Annotated in this window: 19 protein-coding genes and 1 pseudogene; 11 read left to right on the forward strand and 9 right to left on the reverse strand. The window is 69.8% G+C overall.

The window, feature by feature from the left end:
• The first annotated feature begins 27 nt into the window (after positions 1 to 27).
• From rfbB to E4F61_RS03410, 5 genes are all read left to right on the forward strand, one after another.
• Positions 28 to 1080, forward strand: a complete 1053-nt coding sequence (gene rfbB, locus E4F61_RS03390; protein WP_133478267.1) for a dTDP-glucose 4,6-dehydratase — start codon at positions 28 to 30, stop codon at positions 1078 to 1080.
• A complete protein-coding gene (rfbA, locus tag E4F61_RS03395) occupies positions 1077 to 1970 on the forward strand; it encodes a glucose-1-phosphate thymidylyltransferase RfbA (RefSeq protein WP_133478268.1) in 894 nt (297 codons plus the stop codon). The genes rfbB and rfbA overlap by 4 nt, the downstream gene beginning before the upstream one ends.
• A complete protein-coding gene (gene rfbC, locus E4F61_RS03400) occupies positions 1967 to 2521 on the forward strand; it encodes a dTDP-4-dehydrorhamnose 3,5-epimerase (RefSeq protein ID WP_133478269.1) in 555 nt (184 codons plus the stop codon). The genes rfbA and rfbC overlap by 4 nt, the downstream gene beginning before the upstream one ends.
• The gene (rfbD, locus tag E4F61_RS03405) at positions 2518 to 3426 is read left to right on the forward strand and encodes a dTDP-4-dehydrorhamnose reductase (protein WP_133478270.1); all 909 of its coding nucleotides are present in this window, start codon (positions 2518 to 2520) and stop codon (positions 3424 to 3426) included. Before rfbC ends, rfbD begins: the two co-directional genes overlap by 4 nt.
• A 72-nt stretch (positions 3427 to 3498) precedes the next feature.
• Positions 3499 to 5478 (forward strand): alpha/beta hydrolase family protein, encoded by a 1980-nt coding sequence (locus E4F61_RS03410; protein ID WP_133478271.1) that lies wholly within the window; start codon positions 3499 to 3501, stop codon positions 5476 to 5478.
• Between the two features lie 61 nt (positions 5479 to 5539).
• Here E4F61_RS03410 and E4F61_RS03415 read toward each other — a convergent pair whose 3' ends face one another.
• Complete coding sequence (locus E4F61_RS03415; RefSeq protein ID WP_425480101.1) at positions 5540 to 7264, reverse strand: peptide MFS transporter; 1725 nt, start codon at positions 7262 to 7264, stop codon at positions 5540 to 5542.
• Between the two features lie 357 nt (positions 7265 to 7621).
• Here E4F61_RS03415 and E4F61_RS03420 point away from each other — a divergent pair, with 357 nt between their 5' ends.
• From E4F61_RS03420 to E4F61_RS03430, 3 genes are all read left to right on the forward strand, one after another.
• Complete coding sequence (locus E4F61_RS03420) at positions 7622 to 9688, forward strand: S9 family peptidase (protein WP_133478273.1); 2067 nt, start codon at positions 7622 to 7624, stop codon at positions 9686 to 9688.
• 105 nt (positions 9689 to 9793) lie between these two features.
• The gene (locus E4F61_RS03425; RefSeq protein WP_133478274.1) at positions 9794 to 10558 is read left to right on the forward strand and encodes a histidine phosphatase family protein; all 765 of its coding nucleotides are present in this window, start codon (positions 9794 to 9796) and stop codon (positions 10556 to 10558) included.
• Positions 10558 to 11481, forward strand: coding sequence for an NAD(P)H-hydrate dehydratase (locus tag E4F61_RS03430; RefSeq protein WP_202908934.1), 924 nt, complete (start codon positions 10558 to 10560; stop codon positions 11479 to 11481). Before E4F61_RS03425 ends, E4F61_RS03430 begins: the two co-directional genes overlap by 1 nt.
• A 45-nt stretch (positions 11482 to 11526) precedes the next feature.
• On the opposite strand, the gene E4F61_RS03435 is transcribed toward E4F61_RS03430, so the two are convergent.
• From E4F61_RS03435 to E4F61_RS03465, 7 genes and pseudogenes are all read right to left on the reverse strand, one after another.
• Positions 11527 to 11742 (reverse strand): YbdD/YjiX family protein, encoded by a 216-nt coding sequence (locus E4F61_RS03435; RefSeq protein ID WP_133478275.1) that lies wholly within the window; start codon positions 11740 to 11742, stop codon positions 11527 to 11529.
• Positions 11726 to 13771, reverse strand: coding sequence for a carbon starvation CstA family protein (locus E4F61_RS03440; protein WP_133478276.1), 2046 nt, complete (start codon positions 13769 to 13771; stop codon positions 11726 to 11728). Before E4F61_RS03440 ends, E4F61_RS03435 begins: the two co-directional genes overlap by 17 nt.
• Positions 13772 to 13849: 78 nt before the next feature.
• On the reverse strand, positions 13850 to 14842 hold the full coding sequence (locus E4F61_RS03445) for a magnesium and cobalt transport protein CorA (protein WP_133478277.1): 993 nt from the start codon (positions 14840 to 14842) through the stop codon (positions 13850 to 13852).
• On the reverse strand, positions 14839 to 16041 hold the full coding sequence (locus E4F61_RS03450; protein ID WP_133478278.1) for a lipoprotein N-acyltransferase Lnb domain-containing protein: 1203 nt from the start codon (positions 16039 to 16041) through the stop codon (positions 14839 to 14841). The genes E4F61_RS03445 and E4F61_RS03450 overlap by 4 nt, the downstream gene beginning before the upstream one ends.
• A complete protein-coding gene (locus E4F61_RS03455) occupies positions 16028 to 16891 on the reverse strand; it encodes a CorC family transporter (RefSeq protein WP_133478279.1) in 864 nt (287 codons plus the stop codon). Before E4F61_RS03455 ends, E4F61_RS03450 begins: the two co-directional genes overlap by 14 nt.
• A gap of 98 nt (positions 16892 to 16989) precedes the next feature.
• On the reverse strand, positions 16990 to 17448 hold the full coding sequence (gene ybeY, locus E4F61_RS03460; RefSeq protein ID WP_133478280.1) for an rRNA maturation RNase YbeY: 459 nt from the start codon (positions 17446 to 17448) through the stop codon (positions 16990 to 16992).
• A gap of 14 nt (positions 17449 to 17462) precedes the next feature.
• A pseudogene (locus tag E4F61_RS03465) lies at positions 17463 to 18444 on the reverse strand (PhoH family protein).
• A 186-nt stretch (positions 18445 to 18630) separates the two neighbouring features.
• Here E4F61_RS03465 and E4F61_RS03470 point away from each other — a divergent pair.
• A complete protein-coding gene (locus tag E4F61_RS03470; protein ID WP_238382781.1) occupies positions 18631 to 20253 on the forward strand; it encodes an amidohydrolase in 1623 nt (540 codons plus the stop codon).
• Positions 20254 to 20299: 46 nt separating this feature from the next.
• Here E4F61_RS03470 and miaB read toward each other — a convergent pair whose 3' ends face one another.
• Positions 20300 to 21700, reverse strand: a complete 1401-nt coding sequence (gene miaB / locus E4F61_RS03475) for a tRNA (N6-isopentenyl adenosine(37)-C2)-methylthiotransferase MiaB (protein ID WP_133478282.1) — start codon at positions 21698 to 21700, stop codon at positions 20300 to 20302.
• Between the two features lie 146 nt (positions 21701 to 21846).
• Here miaB and E4F61_RS03480 point away from each other — a divergent pair, with 146 nt between their 5' ends.
• On the forward strand, positions 21847 to 22746 hold the full coding sequence (locus tag E4F61_RS03480; protein ID WP_133478283.1) for a lytic transglycosylase domain-containing protein: 900 nt from the start codon (positions 21847 to 21849) through the stop codon (positions 22744 to 22746).
• Between the two features lie 201 nt (positions 22747 to 22947).
• Complete coding sequence (gene petA / locus E4F61_RS03485) at positions 22948 to 23580, forward strand: ubiquinol-cytochrome c reductase iron-sulfur subunit (RefSeq protein WP_133478284.1); 633 nt, start codon at positions 22948 to 22950, stop codon at positions 23578 to 23580.
• Position 23581: the final 1 nt, after the last annotated feature.

The following is a 23581-nucleotide window of genomic DNA, read 5'->3' on the forward strand; positions in this document are numbered from 1 at the left end:
GTTATTCCCCACAGCAGGGAGCTGCGTTTGACCACTTGGCTCGTGACCGGCGGCGCCGGCTTCATCGGCGGCAACTTCGTGCTGGACGCCGTCCGGCGCGGCATCCGCATCATCAACCTCGATGCGCTGACGTACGCGGGCAACCTGGACACGCTGTCCTCGCTCGACGGTGACGCGAACCACGTCTTCGTCCACGGGGACATCGGGGACGCCGGGCTCGTCGAACGCCTGCTCGCGGAGTACCGGCCCGACGCCGTGGTGAACTTCGCGGCCGAAAGCCACGTCGACCGCTCGATCGACGGTCCCGCCGCGTTCGTGCAGACCAACGTCGTCGGTACGCTCTCGCTGCTGGAAAAGGTTCGCGACTACTGGCGTGCGCTGGATCCGGTCAAGCGCGACGCGTTCCGCTTCCTGCACGTGTCGACCGACGAGGTGTACGGCTCGCTCGGAGAGACGGGCAAGTTCACCGAGACGACGCCCTACGCGCCCAATTCGCCGTACTCGGCCTCGAAGGCCGCGTCCGACCACCTGGTCCGGGCGTTTCACCATACGTACGGGCTTCCGGTCCTCACGACTAACTGCTCGAACAACTACGGTCCGTACCAGTTCCCTGAAAAGCTGATCCCGCTGATCGTCGCCCGTGCGCTTCGCGGCGAGCCGCTGCCGGTCTATGGCGACGGCCGCAACGTGCGCGACTGGCTGTTCGTCGGCGACCACTGCAGCGCGATCGCCCGCGTGCTCGAGGCGGGCAGGGTCGGCGAGACGTACAACGTGGGCGGCAATGCCGAGCGCGAGAACATCGAGGTGGTGCGCACGATCTGCGCGCTGCTCGACATGAAGCGCCCGCTGGCCGACGGCCGTGCGCGCGAGTCGCTGATCACCTTCGTCAAGGACCGCCCGGGCCACGACCGCCGCTATGCGATCGATGCTTCCAAGATCGAGCGCGAACTCGGCTGGTCGCCGACCGTGACCTTCGAGCAGGGCATCGAGGCGACGGTCGACTGGTATCTGGCGAACCAGCCCTGGGTGGACCGCGTGCTCGATGGGAGCTATCGCCTCGAACGGATCGGCCAGTCATGAGCACGACCGGGCGCAAGGGCATCATCCTCGCCGGCGGCTCCGGCACGCGGCTCTACCCGATCACGCAGGCCATCAGCAAGCAGCTCCTGCCGGTCTACGACAAGCCGATGATCTACTACCCGCTGAGCGTGCTCATGCTCGCGGGAATCCGCGACGTGCTGGTAATCAACACGCCGCACGAGCAGGCGCTGTTCAAGGCGCTGCTGGGCGATGGCTCGCAGTGGGGCATGCGCATCGAATACGCGGTGCAGCCGAGTCCCGACGGCCTCGCGCAGGCGTTCCTGATCGGCGAGGCGTTCCTGGCGGGCGCGCCCAGCTGCCTCGTCCTCGGCGACAACATCTTCCACGGCCCCGGCCTGACGGCGATGCTGACCGAGGCCGATGCGCGCACGCACGGCGCCACCGTGTTCGGTTACTGGGTCAACGATCCGGAGCGCTACGGCGTGGCCGAGTTCGACGGGTCCGGTCGCGTGGTCGGGCTGGAGGAGAAGCCGGCCAAGCCGCGCTCGAACTACGCTGTCACGGGCCTGTACTTCTACGACGGTCGCGCCAGCGAGTTGGCCTCGAAGCTCAAGCCGTCGCCCCGGGGCGAGCTCGAGATCACCGACCTCAACCGCGCCTACCTCGACGAGGGCGCGCTGCACCTGCAGCGACTCGGGCGCGGGTATGCCTGGCTCGACACCGGTACCCACCAGTCGCTGCTCGAGGCGTCGAACTACATCGAGACCATCGAGGCGCGCCAGGGGCTGCGGGTGTGCTGCCCTGAGGAAATCGCCTGGAACAACGGCTGGATCGGCGACGACGACCTGGCCCGGCTGGCGGCGCCGCTGTCGAAGAACGGCTACGGCAAATATCTGCTGGCGCTGCCGGAGCGCGGGGTGGTGCCATGAAGGTCACCGAAACCGACCTGCCCGGCTGCGTCGTCATGGAGCCGAAGGTGTTCGGCGACGACCGTGGCTATTTCTACGAATCGTTCAATCGCGACCGTCTTGCCGAGCACGGCCTCACGCCGAACTTCGTGCAGGGCAACGTTTCGTTCTCGCAGCGCGACGTGCTCCGCGGCCTGCACTACCAGTGGCCCCGCCCGCAGGGCAAGTACGTGACCGTGCTGCAGGGCGAGGTATGGGACGTGGCGGCCGACATCCGCCCGGACTCGCCGACGTTCGGCCGGTGGACCGCCGTCGTGCTCAATGCGGAGAACCGTCGGCACTTCTGGATTCCGCCGGGCTTCGCGCACGGGTTCGTGGTGCTGAGTGACACCGCGCTGTTCTCCTACCTGTGCACCGAAACGTATGACGCGGCGGCCGACGCCGCGGTGCGTTGGGACGACCCCGATCTCGCGATCGACTGGCCCGTGTCGACACCGTCGCTGTCGCCCAAGGATGCGGCCGCGCCGTTCCTGGCCCAGATCGCGGCCGACCGCCTGCCGACCGCGCGATGAAGACGCTGGTGATCGGCGCGACCGGTCAGGTCGGGCATGAGCTCGCGCGCCAGATCCCGTCCGGCCTCATCGCGACCACGCGGTCCGGTGAGTCCCCGTTCGCCGGGGTGAGCTGCCTTGCGCTCGACGTCACCGACCTCGACGCGATCTCGGCGCTCATCGCGCGGGTCGAGCCCGGGCTGGTCGTCAATGCGAGCGCGTACACGGCGGTCGATCGCGCCGAATCCGAGGCTGAACTCGCATTTCGCGTGAACGCGCAGGCACCCGAGTCGATGGCGCGGGCGTGCGCGGACGTCGGTGCGCGCTTCGTGCATTACTCCACCGACTACGTGTTCGACGGCGACGGACGCGAGCCCTATCGCCCCGACGACCCGACCGCGCCGATCGGGGTCTACGGTCGCAGCAAGCGGGAGGGCGAAGAGCGCGTGCTGGCATCGGGCGCCGACGCGATGATCCTCCGCACCGCGTGGGTCTACGGCCTCCGGGGCCAGAACTTCCTCCGCACCATGCTCCGGCTGGGCGGCGAGCGCGACGAACTGCGCGTGGTCGACGACCAGATCGGCAGCCCCACGCCGGCGTGGCTGGTGGCGGCGCTGACGCGCGAACTCGTCGCTCGCGGCGCGCCGGCGGGCATCCAGCATGTGATCGCGCGCGGCGCGGTCAGCTGGTGCGGCTTCGCGCGCGCGATCTTCGACGAAGCGACGGCACGCGGCCTGCTGGCGCGCGCTCCGCGCGTCGAGGCGATCCCGTCCTCGGAATATCCGACGCCGGCGAAGCGGCCGTCGTATTCGGTCCTCGACACCTCGGGCCTGGCCGCGCTCGGAATCGACGTTCCCGCCTGGCGGGACGCGCTCGCTGAAACGTTCATGCGCGACGTGGGTGCAGGGGCGTCCGCCCTCGGATAGCCTGTGGGCGGCTGTGGCGTGGATGCCGGCAGGGGGCCGGCGCGTGCAGTCGCAAACTCCGCAGGACGGGACATGAAAGGACTGAAGATCGCCATGCTCGCGGCCGCCATGGCCGCGGCGCCGCTCGCACACGCGCTGGACATCGAGCCGTACATCCGCAAGGACAAGTTCGACGCCATCAAGATCTCGCCCAAGGGCGACTATTTCGCGGCCACCGTGCCGCTCGAGGACCGGACGATCCTCGCGATCATCCGCCGCAGCGACAACAAGATGACGGGCAGCTTCTCGCTCGGAAAGAACACCGTCGTCTCCGACTTCACCTGGGTGAATCCGACGCGGGTGCTGGTATCGCCGGGCGAGAAGTTCGGCGCGCTGGACCGCCCGTCCCTGACCGGCGAACTGTTCGCCGTGAATGCCGAGGGGGGCGATCCCGAGGCCCTCGTCGGATTTCGGGTCCGCGGCGACCTGGGCACGCACATCCGCGGCAAGAAGGCCGAGGACGTCGCGGCGTTCCTCGTGGACGACCTGCCCGCCGACGACAAGGCGGTGATCATCACGGTGTCGCCGTTCGCGGCCGACGCCTATTCGCGTGCGGAGAAGCTCGACATCTACACGGGGCGCCGCGTGCGCGTGGCGACGGCGCCGATCCGGAACGCCTCGTTCGCCACGGACAACGCCGGCGTCGTGCGCTTCGCCCACGGGTCCGACATCGACCTGACCAACCGCCTCTACTACCGCAAGGGCGACGGCGAAAACTGGCAGCTCATCAACGACGACAGCGTCACCGGTCACGACGAGTCGCCGGTGGGTTTCTCCGCCGACAACCGCATCGCCTACCTCAACGTCGAAAGCGAGAAGGGGCCGGACCGCATCGTCGCCTTCGACACGGCCACCGGCACGCGCACGGACGTCCTGCGCGACGACGTGGCCGACCCGCTGCGGATGATCTACAAGCCCGGCACGGGCGTCCCGGTCGGTGCGTACTTCATGGCCGGCAAGCCGGTCACGCGGTTCTTCGACCCCCAGAGCCCCGAAGCACGTTTGCAGCGTCAGCTGGAAGAGGCCTTCGCCGGTTCCACGGTGTCGGTCACGTCGCAAACATCGGACGGCTCGGTCGCACTGGTCCGCGTCTCCAGCGACCGCAGTGCCGGCGACTACTACCTGTTCGACACGGTCAAGCGCAAGGCCGACTACGCGCTCGGCAGCCGCGACTGGTTCGATCCGGATGCCATGAACCCGATGATGCCGATCGAGTTCAAGGCGCGCGACGGCCTCGCCATCCATGGCTACGTCACGCGGCCGAAGGGCAGCGAAGGCAAGCGCGTGCCGATGGTGGTCATGCCGCACGGCGGCCCGTTCGGCATTCGCGACTACTGGGGCTTCGACGAAGACGCGCAGCTGCTGGCCAGCGCGGGCTACGCAGTGCTGCAGGTCAACTTCCGCGGCTCGGGCGGGTACGGTCGCGCGTTCCACCATGCCGGCGCCCGCCAATGGGGCGGCACGATGCAGGACGACCTGACCGATGCCACGCGGTGGGCCGTGGAGCAGGGCATTGCGGACGGTTCGCGGATCTGCCTCTACGGCGCCAGCTATGGCGGCTACGCCTCGCTCATGGGCGTCGCCAAGGAGCCGACGCTGTACAAGTGCGCCGCCGGTTACGTCGGCGTATACGACCTGCCGACGATGCACACCGAAGGCGACATCAGCGAGCGCAAGTCGGGACGCAATTTCGTGTCCGAATGGATCGGCCCGCGCGACAAGGTCGTCGCGGTGTCGCCCACGCGGCTGGCCGACCGGATCAAGGTGCCGGTGTTCCTGGCCGCGGGCGGCGAGGACGAGCGCGCGCCGATCGAGCACAGCCGGATGATGGAGAGTGCGCTGCGCAGGGCGGGCGTGCCGGTGGAGACGCTGTACTTCGACACCGAAGGTCATGGCTTCTACGTGCCGGCGCACCGCCGCGAGTTCTACACGCGGCTGCTCGCGTTCCTGTCGCGCAACATCGGAGGCGACACCGCTTCGCCGCCGAAGTCGGCGTCGACCACCGCGCGATAACGAACCGTTGCAAGAAAAAAGGCGCCGGGAGGCGCCTTTTTTTGTTGCAGAAAACCCCGTATCACTTCACGCCGTGCATCCACCGGCGCAGCAGCGGCGACGCGATGAAGGCGAGGACCGCGAACCCGATGCCGATCCACATCATCAGCCAGAAGAGGTGGGCGTATTTCGCGCCGGCCTCGGCCATGTCGATCGCCGTGCCCTCCGGGATGTCCAGCGAGGCGAGCTTGCCGAATTTGGCCGCGAGCGTTTCCGAGAACGCCGTGGCGAGGAACCACGTGCCCATCATGAGGCTGACGACGCTGCGCACCGACAGCTGCGTCACTGCCGACAGCCCGACCGGCGCGAGGCACATCTCACCGACTTCGAGTGCGAAGTAGGCGAGTACCAGCCACCAGACGCTGGCCAGTTGTCCGGTCGCACCGGCGTGCTCCGCTGCCCAGGCGAGCGGAATGAAGCTCAGCCCGGCGAACAGCAGGCCCAGCGCCGACTTCGTCGGCTTGGATGGGTCCATGCCGCGCCGGCCCAGCCACGCCCACAGCGCGCCGAACGTCGGCGCCAGCAGCACGATGAACATCGCGCCGAGGTAGGTGAGCGAGCTTGCCGTCTGCGGAAGCACCAGCGCGTCGCGCACGAGGAACACCAGCATGGCGACCACCGCCGCGCCGAACAGCACGCGCGGCGCGGCCGAGGTCGGCTTGCGGTCCGACGACGTCGCCGACACCACGAATGCGAGCGGCGCCAGCAGCAGCGAGGCGATCGACCACGGCGCCGAGCGCACGAACGCGGCGAAATCGACGTGGGCCGCCGTCGAGGCCGCCTGCGCCGCCGGGTTCACCATCGACGGCACGATGTCCTTGGTCAGCATGCGATCGGTGAACGTCACCCACGAGCCATAGGTCTGCTCGTAGAGAGTGAAGAACACCAGGCACATGAAGATCAGCGTGATCAGCGCGATCATCTGCTGACGCTGCACGGCATTGCATCGTGCGATCACGAACCAGACGAACCACACCAGCACGCCGACCATCACCAGGATCATCAGGCCGAGTGCCAGCGACACGTCACCCGGGAGTCGGAACGCGCCGTTCGCGACCGCCCACATGAGCCAGGCGACGGGAAACAATCCGACGACCGCACCGACGTAGATCGCCAGTTCCCGTGGCAACCCGAGCACGCGTTCACGCAGGCGCGCCGGCTCCGGAGGCTCCGCGTGTCCGTGCAGGTATTTCTGGCCCCAGATGAACTGCGCGAGACCGAGCAGCATGCCGATGCCGGCGGCGCCGAAGCCGTAGTTCCAGCCCAGCGTCTGGCCGAGGTAGCCGCATACGATCGAGGCGAACAGCGCGCCGAGGTTGATGCCGGCGTAGAACAGCGAGAAGCCTGAATCGCGGCGCGGGTCGTCCTCGGCGTAGAGCTTGCCGACGATCGTCGAGATGTTCGGCTTGAGGAAGCCGACGCCCATGATGATCAGCGCGAGGGAGAAGTAGAACGCGCGCAGCGCGCCTTCGTCGCGCACGACCTGGCCGCCGACGACGTGTGCCGCGCTGCCTTCGATCGCCATGCCCGCGTGGCCCAGAACGAGCAGCAGGCCGCCGAAGATCACGGCCTTGCGCATGCCGAGGTAGCGGTCGGCGAGCATGCCGCCGAACACGGGGATGCAGTAGACGAGGCCGCCGTACGCGCCCAGCACGTCGTAGCCCGCGTTGTCGGTGAACAGGTGGTGCTTCAGCAGGTACAGCAGCAGCAGCGCCTTCATCCCGTAGAACGAGAAGCGCTCCCACATCTCGGTGAAGAAGCAGACGTAGACGCCCTTGGGATGCCCGAACAGGTCGCGGCGCGGATCCGCGGCGAGCGCGGCGGTATTCGGGATCGACGACACGCAGCACTCCGGCGTGTGAAAGGTGGCCGGAGTATAGCCACGGCCTGCGTGAGGCCGTCCGGGGCAGGGCGGCGCAGGCGTTGCGACGCGCGTTGGCGTGCTGCAGCGCACGACGCATGCCCGTTGCCGACGCCTCGTCGCCGCGCCCGGCCGCGCTCGCGCGCACCTGCGCGGCGCCGGGCGCCTCCACGCGCACCTTCGCTTTGCCGCCACTGCCGCCGGCCCTACCATCGGCGGTCAACCCCCGATCGCGGAGCTCCGATGTCCCTTCGCCACGCCCTGCTGCCCCTGATGGTCGCCGCCGTGCTTCCGCTCGCGGCATCCGCCGCGCCCCACGGTCTCCAACCGCGCGAGCTCGCCACGCTCGACCGGTTCTCGTCTCCCACGCTCACGCCCGACGGCAGGACGCTCGTCTTCGCGCGGCGCGTGGTGGATTTCGATGCGAACAAGGCGTCGACCGCGCTGTGGGCGCAGGACGCCTCGAGTCCGTCGGCGAAGGCGCGTCGCCTCACGCCCGAGGGCTGGAACGTCAATTCGCCGGAGGTGTCCCACGACGGCAAGCGCGTCTATTTCCTCAGCTCGAAGGGCGGCTCGTCGCAGCTCTATTCGGTGCCGCTGGCCGGCGGCGCGCCCGCGCAGGTCACGGCACTCCCGCTCGACGTCGGCAACTACGCGGTGTCGCCCGACGGCGAACGCGTCGTGGTGTCGATGGAAGCGTTCCCCGAGTGCGCGGGGGACCTCGCCTGCAATGCCAAGCACGGCCAGCGCACCGACCTGAAGAAGACGAGTGGCGTCGTGTTCGACCGGCTGTTCATCCGCCACTGGGATGCGTGGAACGAGGGCAAGCTCAATCGCCTGTTCGTCGTCGACCTGCCCGGCGCGGGCAAGACCGCGGCCACGGCCAGGCTGGTCGGCGGCAACGTCGTCGGCGACGCGCCGTCGCGCCCGTTCGGCGACGCCAGCGAGTTCGGCTGGTCGCCGGATTCGAAGTCGATCTTGTTCAGCGCGCGCGACGCCAACCGCGAGGAGCCGTGGTCGACCAACTTCGACCTCTATCTGGTGCCGGCCGACGGAAGCGCGGACGCACGCAACCTCACCGCCGACAACAAGGCATGGGACACGGGCGGCGTGTTCAGCCCCGACGGCCGCACGCTGTACTACCGCGCGATGAAGCGCCCCGGCTTCGAGGCCGACCGCTTCGCGCTGATGGCGATGGACCTCGCCAGCGGCGAGAAGCGCGAGATCGACCCGAAGTGGGATCGCTCGGCCGACGGCATCACGCTCTCCGACGACGGCAGGACGATCTACACGACCGCCGAGGACATGGGCCAGCACCCGCTGTGGGCGGTCGACATCGCGTCCGGCGGCGTCACCCGGCTGATCGGCGACGGCACCGTGTCGTCGTTCGACATCGAGAACGGCGTGCTCGCGTTCTCGCGCAACTCCCTCAAGTCGGGCGACCAGCTCTTCGCCGGTGGCCTCAACGGCAAGCCCGTGCGCGCCCTGTCGCCGGGCGCCGCCGAGCTGCTGAAGGACGTCCGCTTCGGCGACTACGAGCAGTTCAGCTTCAAGGGCTGGAACAACGACACGGTGCACGGCTACGTGGTCAAGCCGTGGAACTACGAGAAGGGCAAGCGCTATCCGGTCGCGTTCCTCGTGCATGGCGGCCCGCAGGGCAGCTTCGGCAACGGATGGAGCTATCGCTGGAACCCGCAGACGTACGCGGGGCAGGGCTATGCGGTCGTCATGATCGACTTCCACGGCTCGACCGGTTACGGCCAGGCGTTCACCGACGCCATCAGCCAGCACTGGGGCGATCGACCGCTGGAAGACCTGCAGAAGGGCTGGGCCGCGGCGCTCAAGCAGTACCCGTTCCTCGACGGCGACAAGGCCTGCGCGCTGGGCGCGAGCTACGGCGGCTACATGGTCTACTGGATGGCCGGCAACTGGAACCAGCCGTGGAAGTGCCTGGTCGACCATGACGGCGTGTTCGACGCGCGCATGATGGGCTACAGCACCGAGGAGCTGTGGTTCAGCGAGTGGGAGAACGGCGGCACGCCGTGGGCGAATCCGAAGGCCTACGAGAAGTTCAATCCGATCAACCACGTCGAGAACTGGCGAGTGCCGATGCTGGTCATCCACAGTCAGCAGGACTTCCGGATCCCGGTCGAGCAGGGCATCGCCGCGTTCACCGCGCTGCAGCGCAAGGGCATCGAGTCCAAGTTCCTGTATTTCCCGGACGAGAACCACTGGGTGCTGAAGCCGCAGAACAGCGTGCTCTGGCACGACACCGTGAACGGCTGGCTGAAGCAGCACATCGGCCAGTAAGCCGAGCAACTGGAACACCGACGCCCGTCCTCTAGCGAGGGCGGGCGTCGTCGTTTCCGGGCGGCGTTGACGGGACGTAGCCGGTGCGCGCGGCAGGCTGCGGCCATGAGCGAGACGCAGAAATGGCCCGATCGCCTGTGGATCGTCCGGCACGGCGAGTCCGCCGGCAACGTCGCGCGCGACCGTGCGCGCGTGGAAAACGCGATCACCTACGACTTCGGCACGCGTGACGCGGACGTGCCGCTGTCCTGCCTGGGCGAGCAGCAGGCTGATGCGCTGGGCCGCTGGTTCGCGGCCTTGCCCGAGCACGAGCGCCCCGACGTCTTCCTGTGCTCGCCATATGTTCGCGCGCGGCAGACGATGCAGCGCGTGCTGCAGCAGTGCGGCATCGACTGCGACCGCATCCGCTATGACGAACGCCTGCGCGAGCGCGAGTTCGGCATCTTCGACGGCCTCACGCGCCTCGGCGTGGAGCAGCACTTCCCGGACCAGGCACGCGCCCTGACCCTGATCGGCAAGTTCTACCACCGCCCGCCGGGCGGCGAGAGCTGGTGCGACGTGATCCTGCGGCTGCGCAGCGTCATCGACACGATCACGCGCGAGTACCGCTGTGACCGCGTGCTGATCGTCGCTCACCAGGTGACGGTGCTCTGCTTCCGTTACCTGTTCGAGCGCATGTCGGAGGCACAGATCCTCGAAATCGACCGCCAGAAGGACGTGGCCAACTGCGCGATCACGGGCTATGCGTTCGATCCGAACGTCGGGCACATCGGCAAGCTGGTGCTTGAGCGCTACAACTTCGTCGCGCCGCTGGTCGAGGCCGGCGCACCGGTCACCACCGAGCCCGACGTGCCGGCGGGGCCGAAATGATGCTGCCGACGCCCATTGCGATCACGCCGGCGCAGCTGCGCCGATGGCCGTTGCCGCAGCCGTCCCACGAGGGCGACAAGGACGCGCGCGGCCGGATCCTCGTGGTCGCCGGCGCGGGCGAAATGCCGGGCGCGGCGCTGCTCAGTGCGGTTGCCGCGCTGCGCGCCGGCGCGGGGAAGCTGCAGGTGGCGACCTGCACGAGCGCGGCGCCCCTGGTGGCCGCCGCGGTGCCCGAAGCGCGCGTGGTCGCGTTGCCGGAGACCCGGGGCGGCGCGTTGGCGACGGCCGCGCGCGAGCGCCTGACCGTCATGGCGTCGCATGCGGATGCCATCGTGGTCGGCCCGGGCCTGCTCGAGTCGACAACGACCGCGCGCATGCTCGCCGCGTGGCTCGCGCAATTGCACGCGGTTCCGGTGGTGATCGACGCCGCGGCCCTGTGCGCGTTCGACGACGATGGCGACCGCGTGGCTGCCGGTGAGGCCCTGCGGATCATCACGCCGCATGCCGGCGAGGCGGCGCGCCTGCTTGGCTGCGGGCGCGACGAGATCGTCGCGCGGCCGCTCGAACTCGGGATCGAGATGGCGCGGCGTTTCGACGCGGTCTGCGTCATGAAGGGCGCGACCAGCTACATCATCGACGGCCCGACGTTGGGGCGCGGCGAACGCGAGGCGGTCGCGTCGAACGACTATGGCAACGTGGGGCTCGCCACGTCCGGTTCGGGCGACACGCTGTCGGGCATCATCGGCGGGCTCGCGGCGCGCGGCGCCACGCCGTTCCAGGCGGCCGCATGGGGCGTCTACCTGCACGCCGCCGCGGGCGACGCGCTCGCCGAGCGACAGGGCGGGCCGCTCGGTTTTCTCGCACGCGAGCTGCTGGACGAGGTGCCACGCCTCATGCAGGCGGGCGCGACGCGAGGCAGCTAGACCGCGACGCCGGACGGGATTCGGGAACGTTGCAGGTCGCCTGTTTCAGCAGCAGCGCGAGCGCCCGCGGCCGTAGCGCGCCTCGACGCGTTCGCGGAAGAACGTCGTGCGATCCATCGGCAAGCGGTCCGGGTGCGCGCGCCGCACGTGCTCGCAGTAGGCCGCGTAGTCGGGAATGCCGACGGCGAGGCGCGCGGCCTGCGCCAGCGTCGCGGCGATGCGCCGCGCCGCCGCCCGCCATCGCTCAGCCCAGCGCCGCATGCGGCATCTCCCGTGACGTCGGTGCCGCGTCGCGGCGCGCGTTGCGCATCGCGCGCAGACCGAAGCCGACAGTGGCGAGCAGGACGCCGATGAAGAGCACGCAGAGCGCCGCGTCGACGGTGTTGTTCAGTACGACGCGCTGCATGTCGCCCAAGGACTTCGCCGGCGCGAGCACTTCGCCGCGCGCGGCGGCGTCCGAGAATTTCCGCGCGGCGGCGAGGAAGCCGATCTTCGGATCGGGATGCAGGAGCTTTTCCAGCCCGGCCGTCAGCGTGCACGCCAGCAACCAGAACGTCGCGATGCCGGGGATCCACAGCAGCCGCTCGCGCTTCATGCGCACCAGCACGACGCAGCAGAACACGAGCGCGATGCCCGCCAGCATCTGGTTGGCGATGCCGAACAACGGCCACAGCGTGTTGATGCCGCCCAGCGGATCGACGACGCCCTGGTACAGGAACCAGCCCCAACCGCCGACCGCGAGCGCGGTGCCGAGCACGTTGCCGGCCCAGCTGTGCGTTTCCCGCAGCGGCGGATAGGCGAGGCCCGCCATCTCCTGGAACATGAAGCGCGCCACGCGCGTGCCGGCGTCGATCGTCGTCAGGATGAAGAGCGCTTCGAACAGGATGGCGTAGTGGTACCAGAACGCCATCATCGTGCTGCCGCCGCCGAGGCCCGCGAGGATGTGCGCCATGCCGACGGCGAGTGTCGGCGCGCCGCCGGTGCGCGACAGCACGGTCTCCTCGCCGATCTGCCGCGCCGTCGCCGCGAGCAGCTCCGGCGTGATCGCGAAGCCCCAGCCGTTGATCGCCGTCGCCGCCGAGTCCAGCGTGCTGCCGAGCGCGGCGGCCGGCGCGTTCATCGCGAAGTACAGGCCCGGCTGCAGCACGCAGGCGGCGATGAGCGCCATCACGGCGACGAACGCCTCCATCAGCATCGCGCCGTAGCCGATCACCGGGATATCGGCTTCGCTGGCGAGCATCTTGGGCGTGGTGCCCGAGCTGATCAGCGCGTGGAAGCCCGAGACCGCGCCGCAGGCGATCGTGATGAACAGGAACGGGAACAGCGCGCCGCTGAAGACCGGTCCGCTGCCGTCGACGAAACGCGTGATCGCGGGCATGCGCAGGTCGGGCATCGAGACGAGGATCGCGATGGCGAGCCCGACGATCGTGCCGATCTTCAGGAACGTCGAGAGGTAATCGCGCGGCGCGAGCAGCAGCCACACCGGCAGCACGGACGCGATGAAGCCGTAGCCCATCAGCCACCAGGCGAGCGTGGTGCCCTCGAGGCGGAACACGCCGCTCCAGTACGGATCGGCGGCGACGTGGCCGCCGGCCCAGAGCGAGGCGAGCAGCAGCACCAGGCCGAGGAGCGAAGCCTCGAGGATCCGGCCGGGGCGCAGCCACCGCAGCCATGCGCCCATCAGGAGCGCGATCGGAATCGTCATCGCCACCGTGAAGGTGCCCCACGGGCTCTGCGCGAGCGCCTTGACCACGACCAGCGCCAGCACCGCCAGCAGGATGATCATGATCGCGGCGATGCCGAGCATCGAAACGACGCCCGCGGCATTGCCCATCTCGCTGCGGATCATCTCGCCCAGCGAGCGACCGTCGCGGCGCGTGGAGAAGAACAGCACCAGCATGTCCTGCACCGCGCCGGCGAACACGACGCCGAACAGGATCCACAGCGTGCCGGGGAGGTAACCCATCTGCGCGGCGAGCACCGGGCCCACCAGCGGTCCCGCGCCCGCGATCGCGGCGAAGTGATGGCCGAACAGCACGCCGCGCGTGGTGGGCACGTAGTCCAGCCCGTCGTTGCGGCGGTGCGCCGGCGTGGCGCGCGCGGGATCGAGGCCCAGCGCGCGGGCGACGTAACGTGCGTAGAAGCGGTAGGCGACGAAGAACGTGCTGGCCGATGCCGCCACGAGCCACATCGCGCTCACGGTCTCGCCGCGATGCAGCGCGAGAACGCCCAGCGACACGACGGCGATCGCCGCGAGCGCCACCCAGAAAAGCCCTGCCAGTCCCCGCATCGCGCGCCCTCCCGTGAGTACGCGAGCGTCGCGCAGGCCGGTGGCGGGGTCAATCTGCGATGCGCAACGGCGGAAGCGCTAGAGCCAGCGCGCCTTCTTGAACTTCCAGTAGAGCAGCAGGCACACCGCCGCCATCGCCGCGATCAGGACGTAATAGCTCCAGCGGCCGTGCAGTTCGGGCATGTGCTCGAAGTTCATGCCGTACCAGCTTGCGACCAGCGTGGGCGCGGCCAGCAGCGACGCCCACGCGCCCAGGCGCTTGACGATCTCGCCCTGCTGCACCGTCACCAGCGAGAGGTTGACGCCCACCGCCGCGGTCAGCATTTCGCGCAGCGTCTCCGTGCTCGACTGGATGCGGATCGCGTGGTCGAGCACGTCGCGCAGGTACGGCTGGATCACATCGTCGATCAACGGGCCCGGCATGCGCGTGAGGTGGCTCACGATGTCCTGCAGCGGCTCAACCGCCATGCGCAGCTGGGTGAGGTCGCGCTTGAGCCAGTACAGGCGCTGCACCGTCTCGCGCCGGAAGTCCTCGGCGAACACGTCCTTTTCCAGCTCGCCGAGCAGCCGGTCGTACTCGTCGACGATCGGCAGGAAGTTGTCGACGATCAGGTCGAGCACCGCGTACAGCGCGGCGCCGGGGCCATGCACCAGCAGCGGCTTCTCGCGCTCCAGGCGCGCGCGCGCCGGCGCGTAGCTGGTCGACGCGCCGTGGCGCACCGTCACGATGTAGCGCGGGCCGACGAAGATATGCGTCTCGCCGAAGCGGATGCTGCCTTCGCTCGACTGCGCGGTGTGCACGGCGATGAACAGCGAATCGCCATAGGCCTCGAACTTCGGGCGCTGGTGCGCGTTGCGGGCGTCCTCCACCGCGAGCGGATGCAGGCCGAACTCCTCCTGCAGCGTCGCCAGCACCGCCTCGCCGGGTTCGTACAACCCGACCCAGACGAAGCTGCCGTCGTCGACGGCAAGCACGTCGCTGATCTGCTCGATGTCGATGTCGCGGCGCTCGCCGCGCGTGTCGTACGCGGCGCAGTTGACGACGCAGGCGGCGTAGGCGGGCTCGGTCATGCGCCGATGCTAGCGGCCGCCGGGCGGTGCGTGCCGCGAAGGCCGGCCCAGAGGCCGACATGGATCGGCAGCATCAGCGCGATCCAGCGCGCATTGTCCTGCGCCGCGAAGTCCAGCCACAGCGCGAATACGGCAATCAGCGCGAGTGCCGCGAGCACCGGCAGCAGGCGGGGCATCAGGGGTCCCGGCGCGCGGCCGCGCAGGATGCGCGCCGCGCCGACGAGGCCGAGCAGGGCGAGCGGGTCGAACAGCAGCAGGTTGCGGTTCGCCCAGCCGAACTCGTGCGCCGTGCCGAGCCAGAGATAGAGCATGAGCAGCCCGAGCAGGCCGCCGACGGACCAGAACACCAGCGCGAACGCGGCGACCGGTCGTGGCCGGCGCTGGCCCAGCAGCGCCAGTCCGAGCGCAAGCAGGAGGCCGGCACTGAGCCAGGGCCACATCGCGCGCGGCCCCTCGGCGGGTTCCGGCGCGATGCGATGCGGCAGCAGCGGCACCTCGGCGCCGACCAGCGGATGCCCGTCGACCTGGACCTCGCGCAGGGCGGCGGCCAGCCGCATCGGCACGAAGGCCTCCTCCCACAGCGAGAGCGGACGATCGGCCGCCGGCCCCAGGCCGACGTCGAAGCCGAGCCACATCCACGCCGCGGGCGAGGCCAGCCGCACCGCTTCGCTGCGGTAGGTGCTGCCGTGCGAGCGCCCCGACAGCTGGCGCCTCAGCTCGCCGCCGACGGCGCGGTCGATCGCGTCGCGCACGCGCGTGCTGCAGTTGTCGCGGAAATAGTCGTAGCTGTAGACCGCGTTCTCGGGCCGCGCGTTCTCGGCGAGCGCGTTCGCCAGCGCGTCGGCCTGCGCGTCGCTCAGCCGCAGCCACTGGATCGACACGCCGCGGCCCTCGTCGCGATAGGTCGACATGTCGACCTCGAGTGGCAGCGCGGCGAGCCGGTAGCGCATCATCCCGCGCACGAAATTGCCGACGAAGCCGGGCTCGGACGGATCGAAGAAGCCGAAGTTGTACGACGTCGCCGCGCCCGTGGCCGGGTCGACCACCACCAGCGCATCGTGGCCGAAGCGTTCCCAGAAGATCTCGCCCGGCTGCATGGTCGCCACGCCGATGCGCGGCGCCGCCGACGCGAACGGCGCCAGCAACAGCAGGAGGAACGCGAGGAGCGCGGCGACGCCGCGGCGGTCAGGCCTCGCCATGCACGCCGACGTGGAAGGCGTGCACGCGACGCGCGTCGGCACCGGCGACGCGGAAGACGAAACGGCCGAGCGAGAGCTCCTCGCCGGCTTCCGGCAGATGGCCGATCGCCGCCGTCACCAGGCCGCCGATGGTGTCGTACTCGTCGTCGTCGAAATCGGCGCCGAAGCGTTCGTTGAAATCCTCGATTGGCGTCAGCGCGTCGACGACGAACTGGCCGTCGGTCTGCGCGGCGATCAGCGCGTTCGGATCGTGGGCGTCGTCGTGCTCGTCGTCTATCTCGCCGACGATCTGCTCCAGCACGTCCTCGATGGTGATCAGGCCCGCGACGCCGCCGTGCTCGTCGATCACGATCGCCATGTGGTTGCGCGACTGGCGGAATTCGCGCAGCAGCACGTCCAGCGGCTTGGACGCCGGGATCAGCAGGGCGGGGCGCAGCAGCTCGTGGATGCTGGCCGGGCCGTTGTCGCTGACAACGCCGCGCAGCAGGTCCTTGGCGAGCAGCACGCCGAGCACCTCGTCGCGGTCCTCGCCGTGCACCGGGAAACGGGAGTGGCCGGACTCGACCACCATCTTCATGAGGTCGAGGAAGCGCGTGTCGGCGGGCAGCGAGACCATCTGCGAGCGCGGGATCATCACGTCGCCGACGGTCATGTCGGAGACGGCGATCGCGCCCTCCATCATCCGCAGCGTGTCGGCCTCGATCAGGCCGTCGTTCTGCGCGTCGCGCAGCAGCTCGACGAGGTCCTCGCGGGTCGACGGCTCCCCGGACAGCGCGGAGCTGATCCGGTCGAACCAGGAGCGGCGCTCGTGGCCGCGGTCGAGATGGGTACTACTGTCGTCCTCGGACATGTCTTCTTCGGTGCGCCGGGGGAGGCGCCGCCAGTCTATCCGGTCCAGGCGACCGGCCCGTGGAGATGGGGTCCGGCCGGGCGGGTCTCAAGCCCGCGTCAGTACGGATCGGCGATGCCGAGCCCGGCCAGGATCTGCCGCTCGCGGGCTTCCATAGCCTCGGCCTCGGCGTCCTCGAGGTGGTCCCAGCCGAGCAGGTGCAGCACGCCGTGGACCGTCAGGTGCGCGTAGTGCGCCAGCGGCCGCTTCGACTGCTCGGCGGCCTCGCGAGCCACCACGTCGGCGCAGACCACCAGGTCGCCGAGGTACGGCAGCTCGACCTCCTCCGGCAGCCCTTCGGGCCGCTCGGCCGGAAAGCTGAGCACGTTGGTCGCGTAGTCGCGGCCGCGGTACTGCCGGTTGAGCTCGCGTCCCTCTTCGCTGCCGACGATGCGGATCGCGACCTCCGCCGGCGCGTCCCGATCCGCCAGTGCGGCGGCCACCCATTTACGGAAGCTCGCCGCCGACGGCACGCCCGTGCGCGCCGTCGCGTAGCTCACGCTGACCTCGGGTTCCATCGCCGCCTCCGCGCTCACGCGCGGCCGGTGGCCGCGTCCGTGGCGTCGCGCGCATCGTAGGCATTGACGATCCGCGCGACCAGCGGGTGGCGCACCACGTCGCGCGATTCGAAGAACGTGAAGCTGATGCCCTCGACGCCGCGGAGCACGTCGAGCGCATCGCGCAGGCCGGACTTCTGTGATTTCGGCAGGTCGATCTGCGACAGGTCGCCCGTGACCACCGCGGTGCTGCCGAAGCCGATGCGGGTCAGGAACATCTTCATCTGCTCGACGGTGGTGTTCTGCGCCTCGTCGAGGATCACGTAGGCATCGTTGAGCGTGCGGCCGCGCATGTAGGCGAGCGGCGCGATCTCGATGACGTTGCGCTCCAGCAGCTTCGCCACCTTCTCCACGCCGAGCATCTCGTAGAGCGCGTCGTACAGCGGGCGCAGGTACGGGTCGACCTTCTGCGACAGGTCGCCCGGCAGGAAGCCGAGCTTCTCGCCGGCTTCCACCGCCGGGCGCACCAGCACGATGCGCTGCACACGCGCCGTGTTCAGCGCCTCGACCGCGCTCGCGACCGCGAGGAAGGTCTTGCCGGTGCCGGCCGGGCCGATGCCGAAGTTGATGTCGTGCGTGGCGATCGCGTGCAGGTAGCGCGCCTGGTTCTCGCCGCGCGCGCAGCGTGCCGCGCTTGACGCGGATCACCACGTCCTGCGGCTCGATCGCGTCGTCCATGCGCTGCTCGACGCCCGACTGGCTCAGCCGCAGGTGGATGCCCGGCTCGGTCAGGATCTCGTCCAGCGTGTCCGCCCAGAGCTCGTGGATCAGGCGCTCCGCGTGCAGCGCGGCCGGCGGCGAGCCGGTCACGCGGAACACGTTCCCACGGTTGGCGATCTGCACGGCGAGCCGCAGCTCGATCATGCGCAGGTGCGCATCGAAGGGACCGGCGAGGTTGGCGAGGCGCTCGGGATCGGGCGGGTCGAGTACGAAGTCGCGGTGGATGAGTTCGGCCATTCGGATCGGATCGTGGGGCGTGGATGTCGGCGGACGATGCACCCGGCGGGGGCAGGGGCGCGTGAGCTTGCGCGCGCCCGTCGCTTTGCGCAGAGTCGGCCGCGACGACGGGAGATCATGATGCGGATGGCACGCGCGGTGCGGACGATGCGGGGACTAAGCATTCTCGCAGGCCTTTGGACGACGGTGGCGGCGGGGCAGGTCACCGTCGTCACGGCCTCGAAGGTGCACACGATGGACGCGGCGCACCCGGTCGCGGACGCGTTCGCCTTCGACGCGACGGGCCGCATCGTCGACATCGGGGAGCGCGATCGCGTGCTCGCCGCGCATCGCGACGCGCGCCGCATCGACCTCGCGGGCGCGACGGTAGTGCCGGGCCTGATCGACGCGCACGGTCACGTCGGCAACCTCGGCTACACGTTCCTGCGCGCGGACCTCGTCGGTACGACCTCGAAGGTGGAGGTGATCGAGCGCCTGCGCGCCTCGGCACGTGACCTCGCACCGGGCGCCTGGCTGCTCGGGCGGGGCTGGGACCAGAACGACTGGACGGACACCGCGTTTCCCACGGCCGCCGACCTCGATGCCGCGTTTCCGGATCGCCCGGTCTGGCTGGAGCGCATCGACGGCCACGCCGGCTGGGCGAACACCGCGGCCATGCGTGCGGTGAAGCGCGACCTGGGCGGCGACTGGCAGCCCGACGGCGGCCGCATCGAACGTGCCGGCGGGCGCGCCACCGGCGTGTTCGTCGACGGCGCGATGGCGCTCGTCGACGCGGTGGTGCCGCCGGTCGACGACGCCACCGCGACCCGCGCCCTCGAGCTGGGCATGCGCGCGGCGGTCGAGCATGGGCTGACCGGCGTGCACGACGCGGGCGTCTCCCTCGCGGACCTGCGCCGCTACCAGCGCCTCGCGGATGCCGGCCGCATGCCGCTCCGGATCGACGCCATGGCCGACGGCGATCACGAGGCGTTCGACTGGCTCTGCCGCGCCGGCCTCTACCGGCACCCCGGCGGTCGACTCGGCATGCGCACGGTCAAGCTGTACATCGACGGCGCGCTCGGCAGCCGCGGCGCCGCGCTCCTCGCCCCGTATTCGGACGCCGCCGACACCCACGGGCTGCTGGTGGTCGAGCCGGCGAAGCTGCGCGGCATCGTGCGCCGCGCCCGCGACTGCGGCGTGCAGGTGGCCACGCATGCGATCGGCGATCGCGGCAACCGCGAGGTGCTGGACGCCTTCGAAGCCGCGCTCGGCACGACCGGCGGCGAGCGCCGCTGGCGCATCGAGCATGCGCAGGTGCTGGCGCCCTCCGACCTGCCACGACTCGCGAAGCTCGGCGTGATCGCCTCGATGCAGCCCACCCATGCCACGAGCGACATGCCGTGGGCGGAACAGCGCGTCGGCCCGGAACGCATCGTGGGCGCCTACGCCTGGCGCCAGCTGCGTGACGCCGGCACGCGGCTCGCGCTGGGTTCGGACTTCCCCGTGGAGTCGGTGGATCCGCGCCTCGGGCTGTACGCCGCCGCGACCCGCACCGACGCCGATGGCAAGCCCGCGGGCGGCTGGCGTCCCGAGGAGAAGCTCACGGCGTTCGAAGCGCTGCGCGGCTTCACGCTCGACGCCGCCTACGCCGGCTTCGACGAGGCCGAGGTCGGCAGCCTGGAGCGCGGCAAGCGCGCCGATTTCGTCGTGCTGCGCGAGGATCCGCTGGCGATCGACCCGGCCGGCCTGCGGACGCTCACGGTCGAGTCGACCTGGGTCGACGGGCAGCCGGTGTACGAGCGCGCCGCGGGCCGGTCGACGGCGCGCTGACGGGCGCGCGTCGACATCGGTGAGCCCGCCAGCGCCGTTGCGGCGCTTACGCCGGAACGGCCTCGTCCTGCGTCACCACGCGGCCGCGCAGCGAGTTCGACATCGCCTCGGTGATCACGACATCCACGAACTGCCCGACGAGGCGTGCCGGGGCGGGGAAGTTCACCGAGCGCATGTTTTCGGTCTTGCCGGTGAGCTCGTTCGGATTCTTGCGCGAGGGCCCTTCGACGAGGATGCGCTGCGTCGTGCCCACCATCGCCTGCGAGATGCGCGCGGCGTTGGCATTGATCGTCGCCTGCAGGCGCGAGAGCCGCGCATGCTTGGCCTCGCTCGACACGTCGTCCTCGAGGTTCGAAGCCGGCGTGCCCGGGCGACGCGAGTAGATGAAGGAGAACGATTGGTCGAAGCCGACGTCCTGGATCAGCTTCATCGTCTTCTCGAAGTCCGCGTCGGTCTCGCCCGGGAAGCCGACGATGAAGTCCGACGAGATCGAGATGTCGGGCCGCACCGCGCGCAGCTTGCGGATCTTCTGCTTGAACTCCAGCGCCGTGTAGCCGCGCTTCATCGCCGCGAGGATGCGGTCCGAGCCCGACTGCACGGGCAGGTGCAGGTAGTTGGCCAGCTGGGGCACGTCGCGGTAGGCCTCCACCAGCGAATCGGAGAACTCCAGCGGGTGCGAGGTGGTGAAGCGGATGCGGTCGACGCCGTCGATCTGGGCGATCGTGCGGATCAGCAGCCCGAGGTCGGCGATCTGCCCATCGCCGTACGGGCCACGGTAGGCGTTGACGTTCTGGCCGAGCAGGTTGATCTCCCGCACGCCCTGCGCGGCGAGCTGCGCCACCTCGACCAGCACATCCTCGAAGGGACGGCTGACCTCCTCGCCGCGGGTATAGGGCACCACGCAGAACGAGCAGTACTTCGAGCAGCCCTCCATGATCGAGACGAAGGCGCTCGGGCCGTCGGCGCGGGGCTCGGGCAGGCGGTCGAACTTCTCGATCTCGGGGAACGAGATGTCGACCTGCGGCCTACCGGACTCGCGGCGGGCCTCGATCAGCTGGGGCAGGCGATGCAGCGTCTGCGGACCGAACACCAGGTCGACGAACGGCGCACGCTTGACGATCGCCTCGCCCTCCTGGCTCGCAACGCAGCCGCCCACGCCGATCAGCACCGGCTTGCCGCCCTGCTTGAGCGCCCGCCAGCGGCCGAGCTGACTGAAGACCTTCTCCTGCGCCTTTTCGCGGATCGAGCAGGTATTGACCAGAATGACGTCGGCTTCGGCCGGGTCCGAGGTCATCTCGAGGCCCTCGGCGGCTGCCAGAACGTCGGCCATCTTCGCCGAATCGTATTCGTTCATCTGGCAACCGTGCGTTTCGATGAAAAGCTTGCCGCGCGGCGTGGCCGGCGACGCCGCGGCCGGGGCGGCAGCGGACGGGGTTGTGTCGTTCATGGGGTTCCGGGGTGGGGCGGCGGTTAATCCGGGCCGGCCGCTCAGTTTAACGCGGTGCAACAGGCCGGGTGACCGCATCCGCAGATCAACAATTCCAATCCGATCAACGGCTTGTGAAATTTCCGGGAACGGGGAATGATGCTCCCATGAAGACGCCCGTCGCACTTCTGCTGCTTGCCGGCCTGTTCGGCACCGCCCCGGCGCTCGCCGGCACCATCTACCGTTGCGATGTCGACGGCGTGCGCAGCTACGCCAGCAAGCGCGTGTCCGGCGCGCAGTGCGAGGTCGTCAGCCGCTACACCCGTCGAGCGTCCGCCTCGTCGACGCCGCGTGCGCAGGGCGCGGTCACGACGCCGGCCAGCTTCGTCGCCGGTTCCCCCGCGACGGGTTCGCTGCCGCCGTCGGCACCGGCCACGCCGGCGGCTTCTCCGGCGCCCGCGGCGACTGCGTCGTCCGGTGCGGGTCGCCTCGTGCAGGGCCAGATCTACTCGTACATGGCGGACGGCGTCCGCCACTACTCGAGCAAGCGGCCCCGCAACGTCGCCATGGCGGGTTCGGTGCGCACCATCCGCTACAGCTACATGGAAGCCTGCTTCGCCTGCGCCGCGCGGCCGGGCGTCAACTTCTCCACGCTCCGGCTGAAGCCGGACGCCTACCGCGGCGAGATCGCGGCGGCCGCGGCCCAGTACGGCGTCGACGAGTCGATCGTCCGCGCCATCATCCATGCCGAGTCCGCATTCAACCCGAACGCGCTGTCGCGCGTCGGCGCTCAGGGCCTGATGCAGCTGATGCCCGCCACCGCCCGCCGTTTCGGCGTCGGCAACGCGTTCGACCCGGCGCAGAACATCCGCGGCGGCGTGCAGTACCTGGCCTTCCTCCTCAAGCGCTTCAACGGCGACCTGCGGCTGGTCGCCGCCGGTTACAACGCGGGCGAGGGTGCGGTGGACAAGTACCGCGGCATCCCGCCGTACAGCGAGACCCAGCGTTACGTCCAGCGCGTGACGCTGCTGGCCGACCGCTACCGTTCGGGTCCCGTCCTGCGCTGAGCGGACAGCCCGGGTTCCGCCCTCGACGGGCGCCGCATCCGCGGCGCCCGTTGCGTTTTCGGCGTCGCGGGCATGTGGATTCGTGACCTTGCGAAGGCCGTGCGGATTGTCGGCCCGTTCACCGTTCCGTTACACTTCTCCGTCTTTATCAGCCGCCCCAGCACCACGGGGTGGCCCATGTCGAATTTTTCGGAGTGCCGGATGGCCAACGAAGGGGTCAGCGAGCCCACCCACGAGCCGGTCAACCTCGGCCGCCGTCGGTTCCTCACCGCGACGACCGCAGTGGTCGGCGCGGTCGGAGCCGGCTTCGCCGCGGTGCCGTTCATCAAGTCCTGGAACCCGAGCGCGCGCGCCAAGCTCGCCGGCGCGCCGATCACCGCCGACATCAGCGGCCTGCCGATGGGGCAACGCATGATCGTCGAATGGCGCGGCCAGCCGATCTGGATCGTCCGCCGCTCGCAGGACATCCTGAAGGCGCTGCCGACGCTCGACGGCAACCTGCGCGATCCCAAGTCCGAGGACGCCGACCAGCAGCCGAAGTACGTACTCAAGGGCGACGTCCACTACCGCTCGATCAAGCCGGAGATCTCCGTGCTGGTCGGGCTCTGCACGCACCTGGGCTGCTCGCCCGAGATGAAGGCGGAAATCCGCCCCGAGCCGTTCGACCCGGCGTGGAAGGGCGGCTACTTCTGCCCGTGCCACAAGTCCCGCTTCGACATGTCCGGTCGCGTCTTCCAGGGCGTGCCCGCGCCGAAGAACCTCGCGGTGCCGCCGCATCATTACGAGAGCGACACGTCCATCGTGATCGGCGTCGACCCGCAGGGAGCTGCCTGAC

The organism is Cognatilysobacter segetis (assembly GCF_004359965.1).
In the GTDB taxonomy this organism is placed as follows: Bacteria; Pseudomonadota; Gammaproteobacteria; order Xanthomonadales; family Xanthomonadaceae; genus Cognatilysobacter; species Cognatilysobacter segetis.

Excerpts from the sequence above, each read along its gene's own strand:
- E4F61_RS03440 (WP_133478276.1), bottom strand. The coding sequence starts at position 13,771 with ATGCGGGGACTGGCAGGGCTTTTCTGGGTGGCGCTCGCGGCGATCGCC.
- E4F61_RS03455 (WP_133478279.1), bottom strand. The coding sequence starts at position 16,891 with ATGTCCGAGGACGACAGTAGTACCCATCTCGACCGCGGCCACGAGCGC.
- rfbD (WP_133478270.1), top strand. The coding sequence starts at position 2,518 with ATGAAGACGCTGGTGATCGGCGCGACCGGTCAGGTCGGGCATGAGCTC.
- E4F61_RS03435 (WP_133478275.1), bottom strand. The coding sequence starts at position 11,742 with ATGCGGCGCTGGGCTGAGCGATGGCGGGCGGCGGCGCGGCGCATCGCC.
- E4F61_RS03445 (WP_133478277.1), bottom strand. The coding sequence starts at position 14,842 with ATGACCGAGCCCGCCTACGCCGCCTGCGTCGTCAACTGCGCCGCGTAC.
- miaB (WP_133478282.1), bottom strand. The coding sequence starts at position 21,700 with ATGAACGACACAACCCCGTCCGCTGCCGCCCCGGCCGCGGCGTCGCCG.
- E4F61_RS03480 (WP_133478283.1), top strand. The coding sequence starts at position 21,847 with ATGAAGACGCCCGTCGCACTTCTGCTGCTTGCCGGCCTGTTCGGCACC.
- E4F61_RS03410 (WP_133478271.1), top strand. The coding sequence starts at position 3,499 with ATGAAAGGACTGAAGATCGCCATGCTCGCGGCCGCCATGGCCGCGGCG.
- ybeY (WP_133478280.1), bottom strand. The coding sequence starts at position 17,448 with ATGGAACCCGAGGTCAGCGTGAGCTACGCGACGGCGCGCACGGGCGTG.
- E4F61_RS03450 (WP_133478278.1), bottom strand. The coding sequence starts at position 16,041 with ATGGCGAGGCCTGACCGCCGCGGCGTCGCCGCGCTCCTCGCGTTCCTC.
- E4F61_RS03415 (WP_425480101.1), bottom strand. The coding sequence starts at position 7,264 with ATGTGGGAGCGCTTCTCGTTCTACGGGATGAAGGCGCTGCTGCTGCTG.
- E4F61_RS03420 (WP_133478273.1), top strand. The coding sequence starts at position 7,622 with ATGTCCCTTCGCCACGCCCTGCTGCCCCTGATGGTCGCCGCCGTGCTT.
- rfbC (WP_133478269.1), top strand. The coding sequence starts at position 1,967 with ATGAAGGTCACCGAAACCGACCTGCCCGGCTGCGTCGTCATGGAGCCG.
- rfbA (WP_133478268.1), top strand. The coding sequence starts at position 1,077 with ATGAGCACGACCGGGCGCAAGGGCATCATCCTCGCCGGCGGCTCCGGC.
- E4F61_RS03425 (WP_133478274.1), top strand. The coding sequence starts at position 9,794 with ATGAGCGAGACGCAGAAATGGCCCGATCGCCTGTGGATCGTCCGGCAC.
- E4F61_RS03430 (WP_202908934.1), top strand. The coding sequence starts at position 10,558 with ATGCTGCCGACGCCCATTGCGATCACGCCGGCGCAGCTGCGCCGATGG.
- petA (WP_133478284.1), top strand. The coding sequence starts at position 22,948 with ATGGCCAACGAAGGGGTCAGCGAGCCCACCCACGAGCCGGTCAACCTC.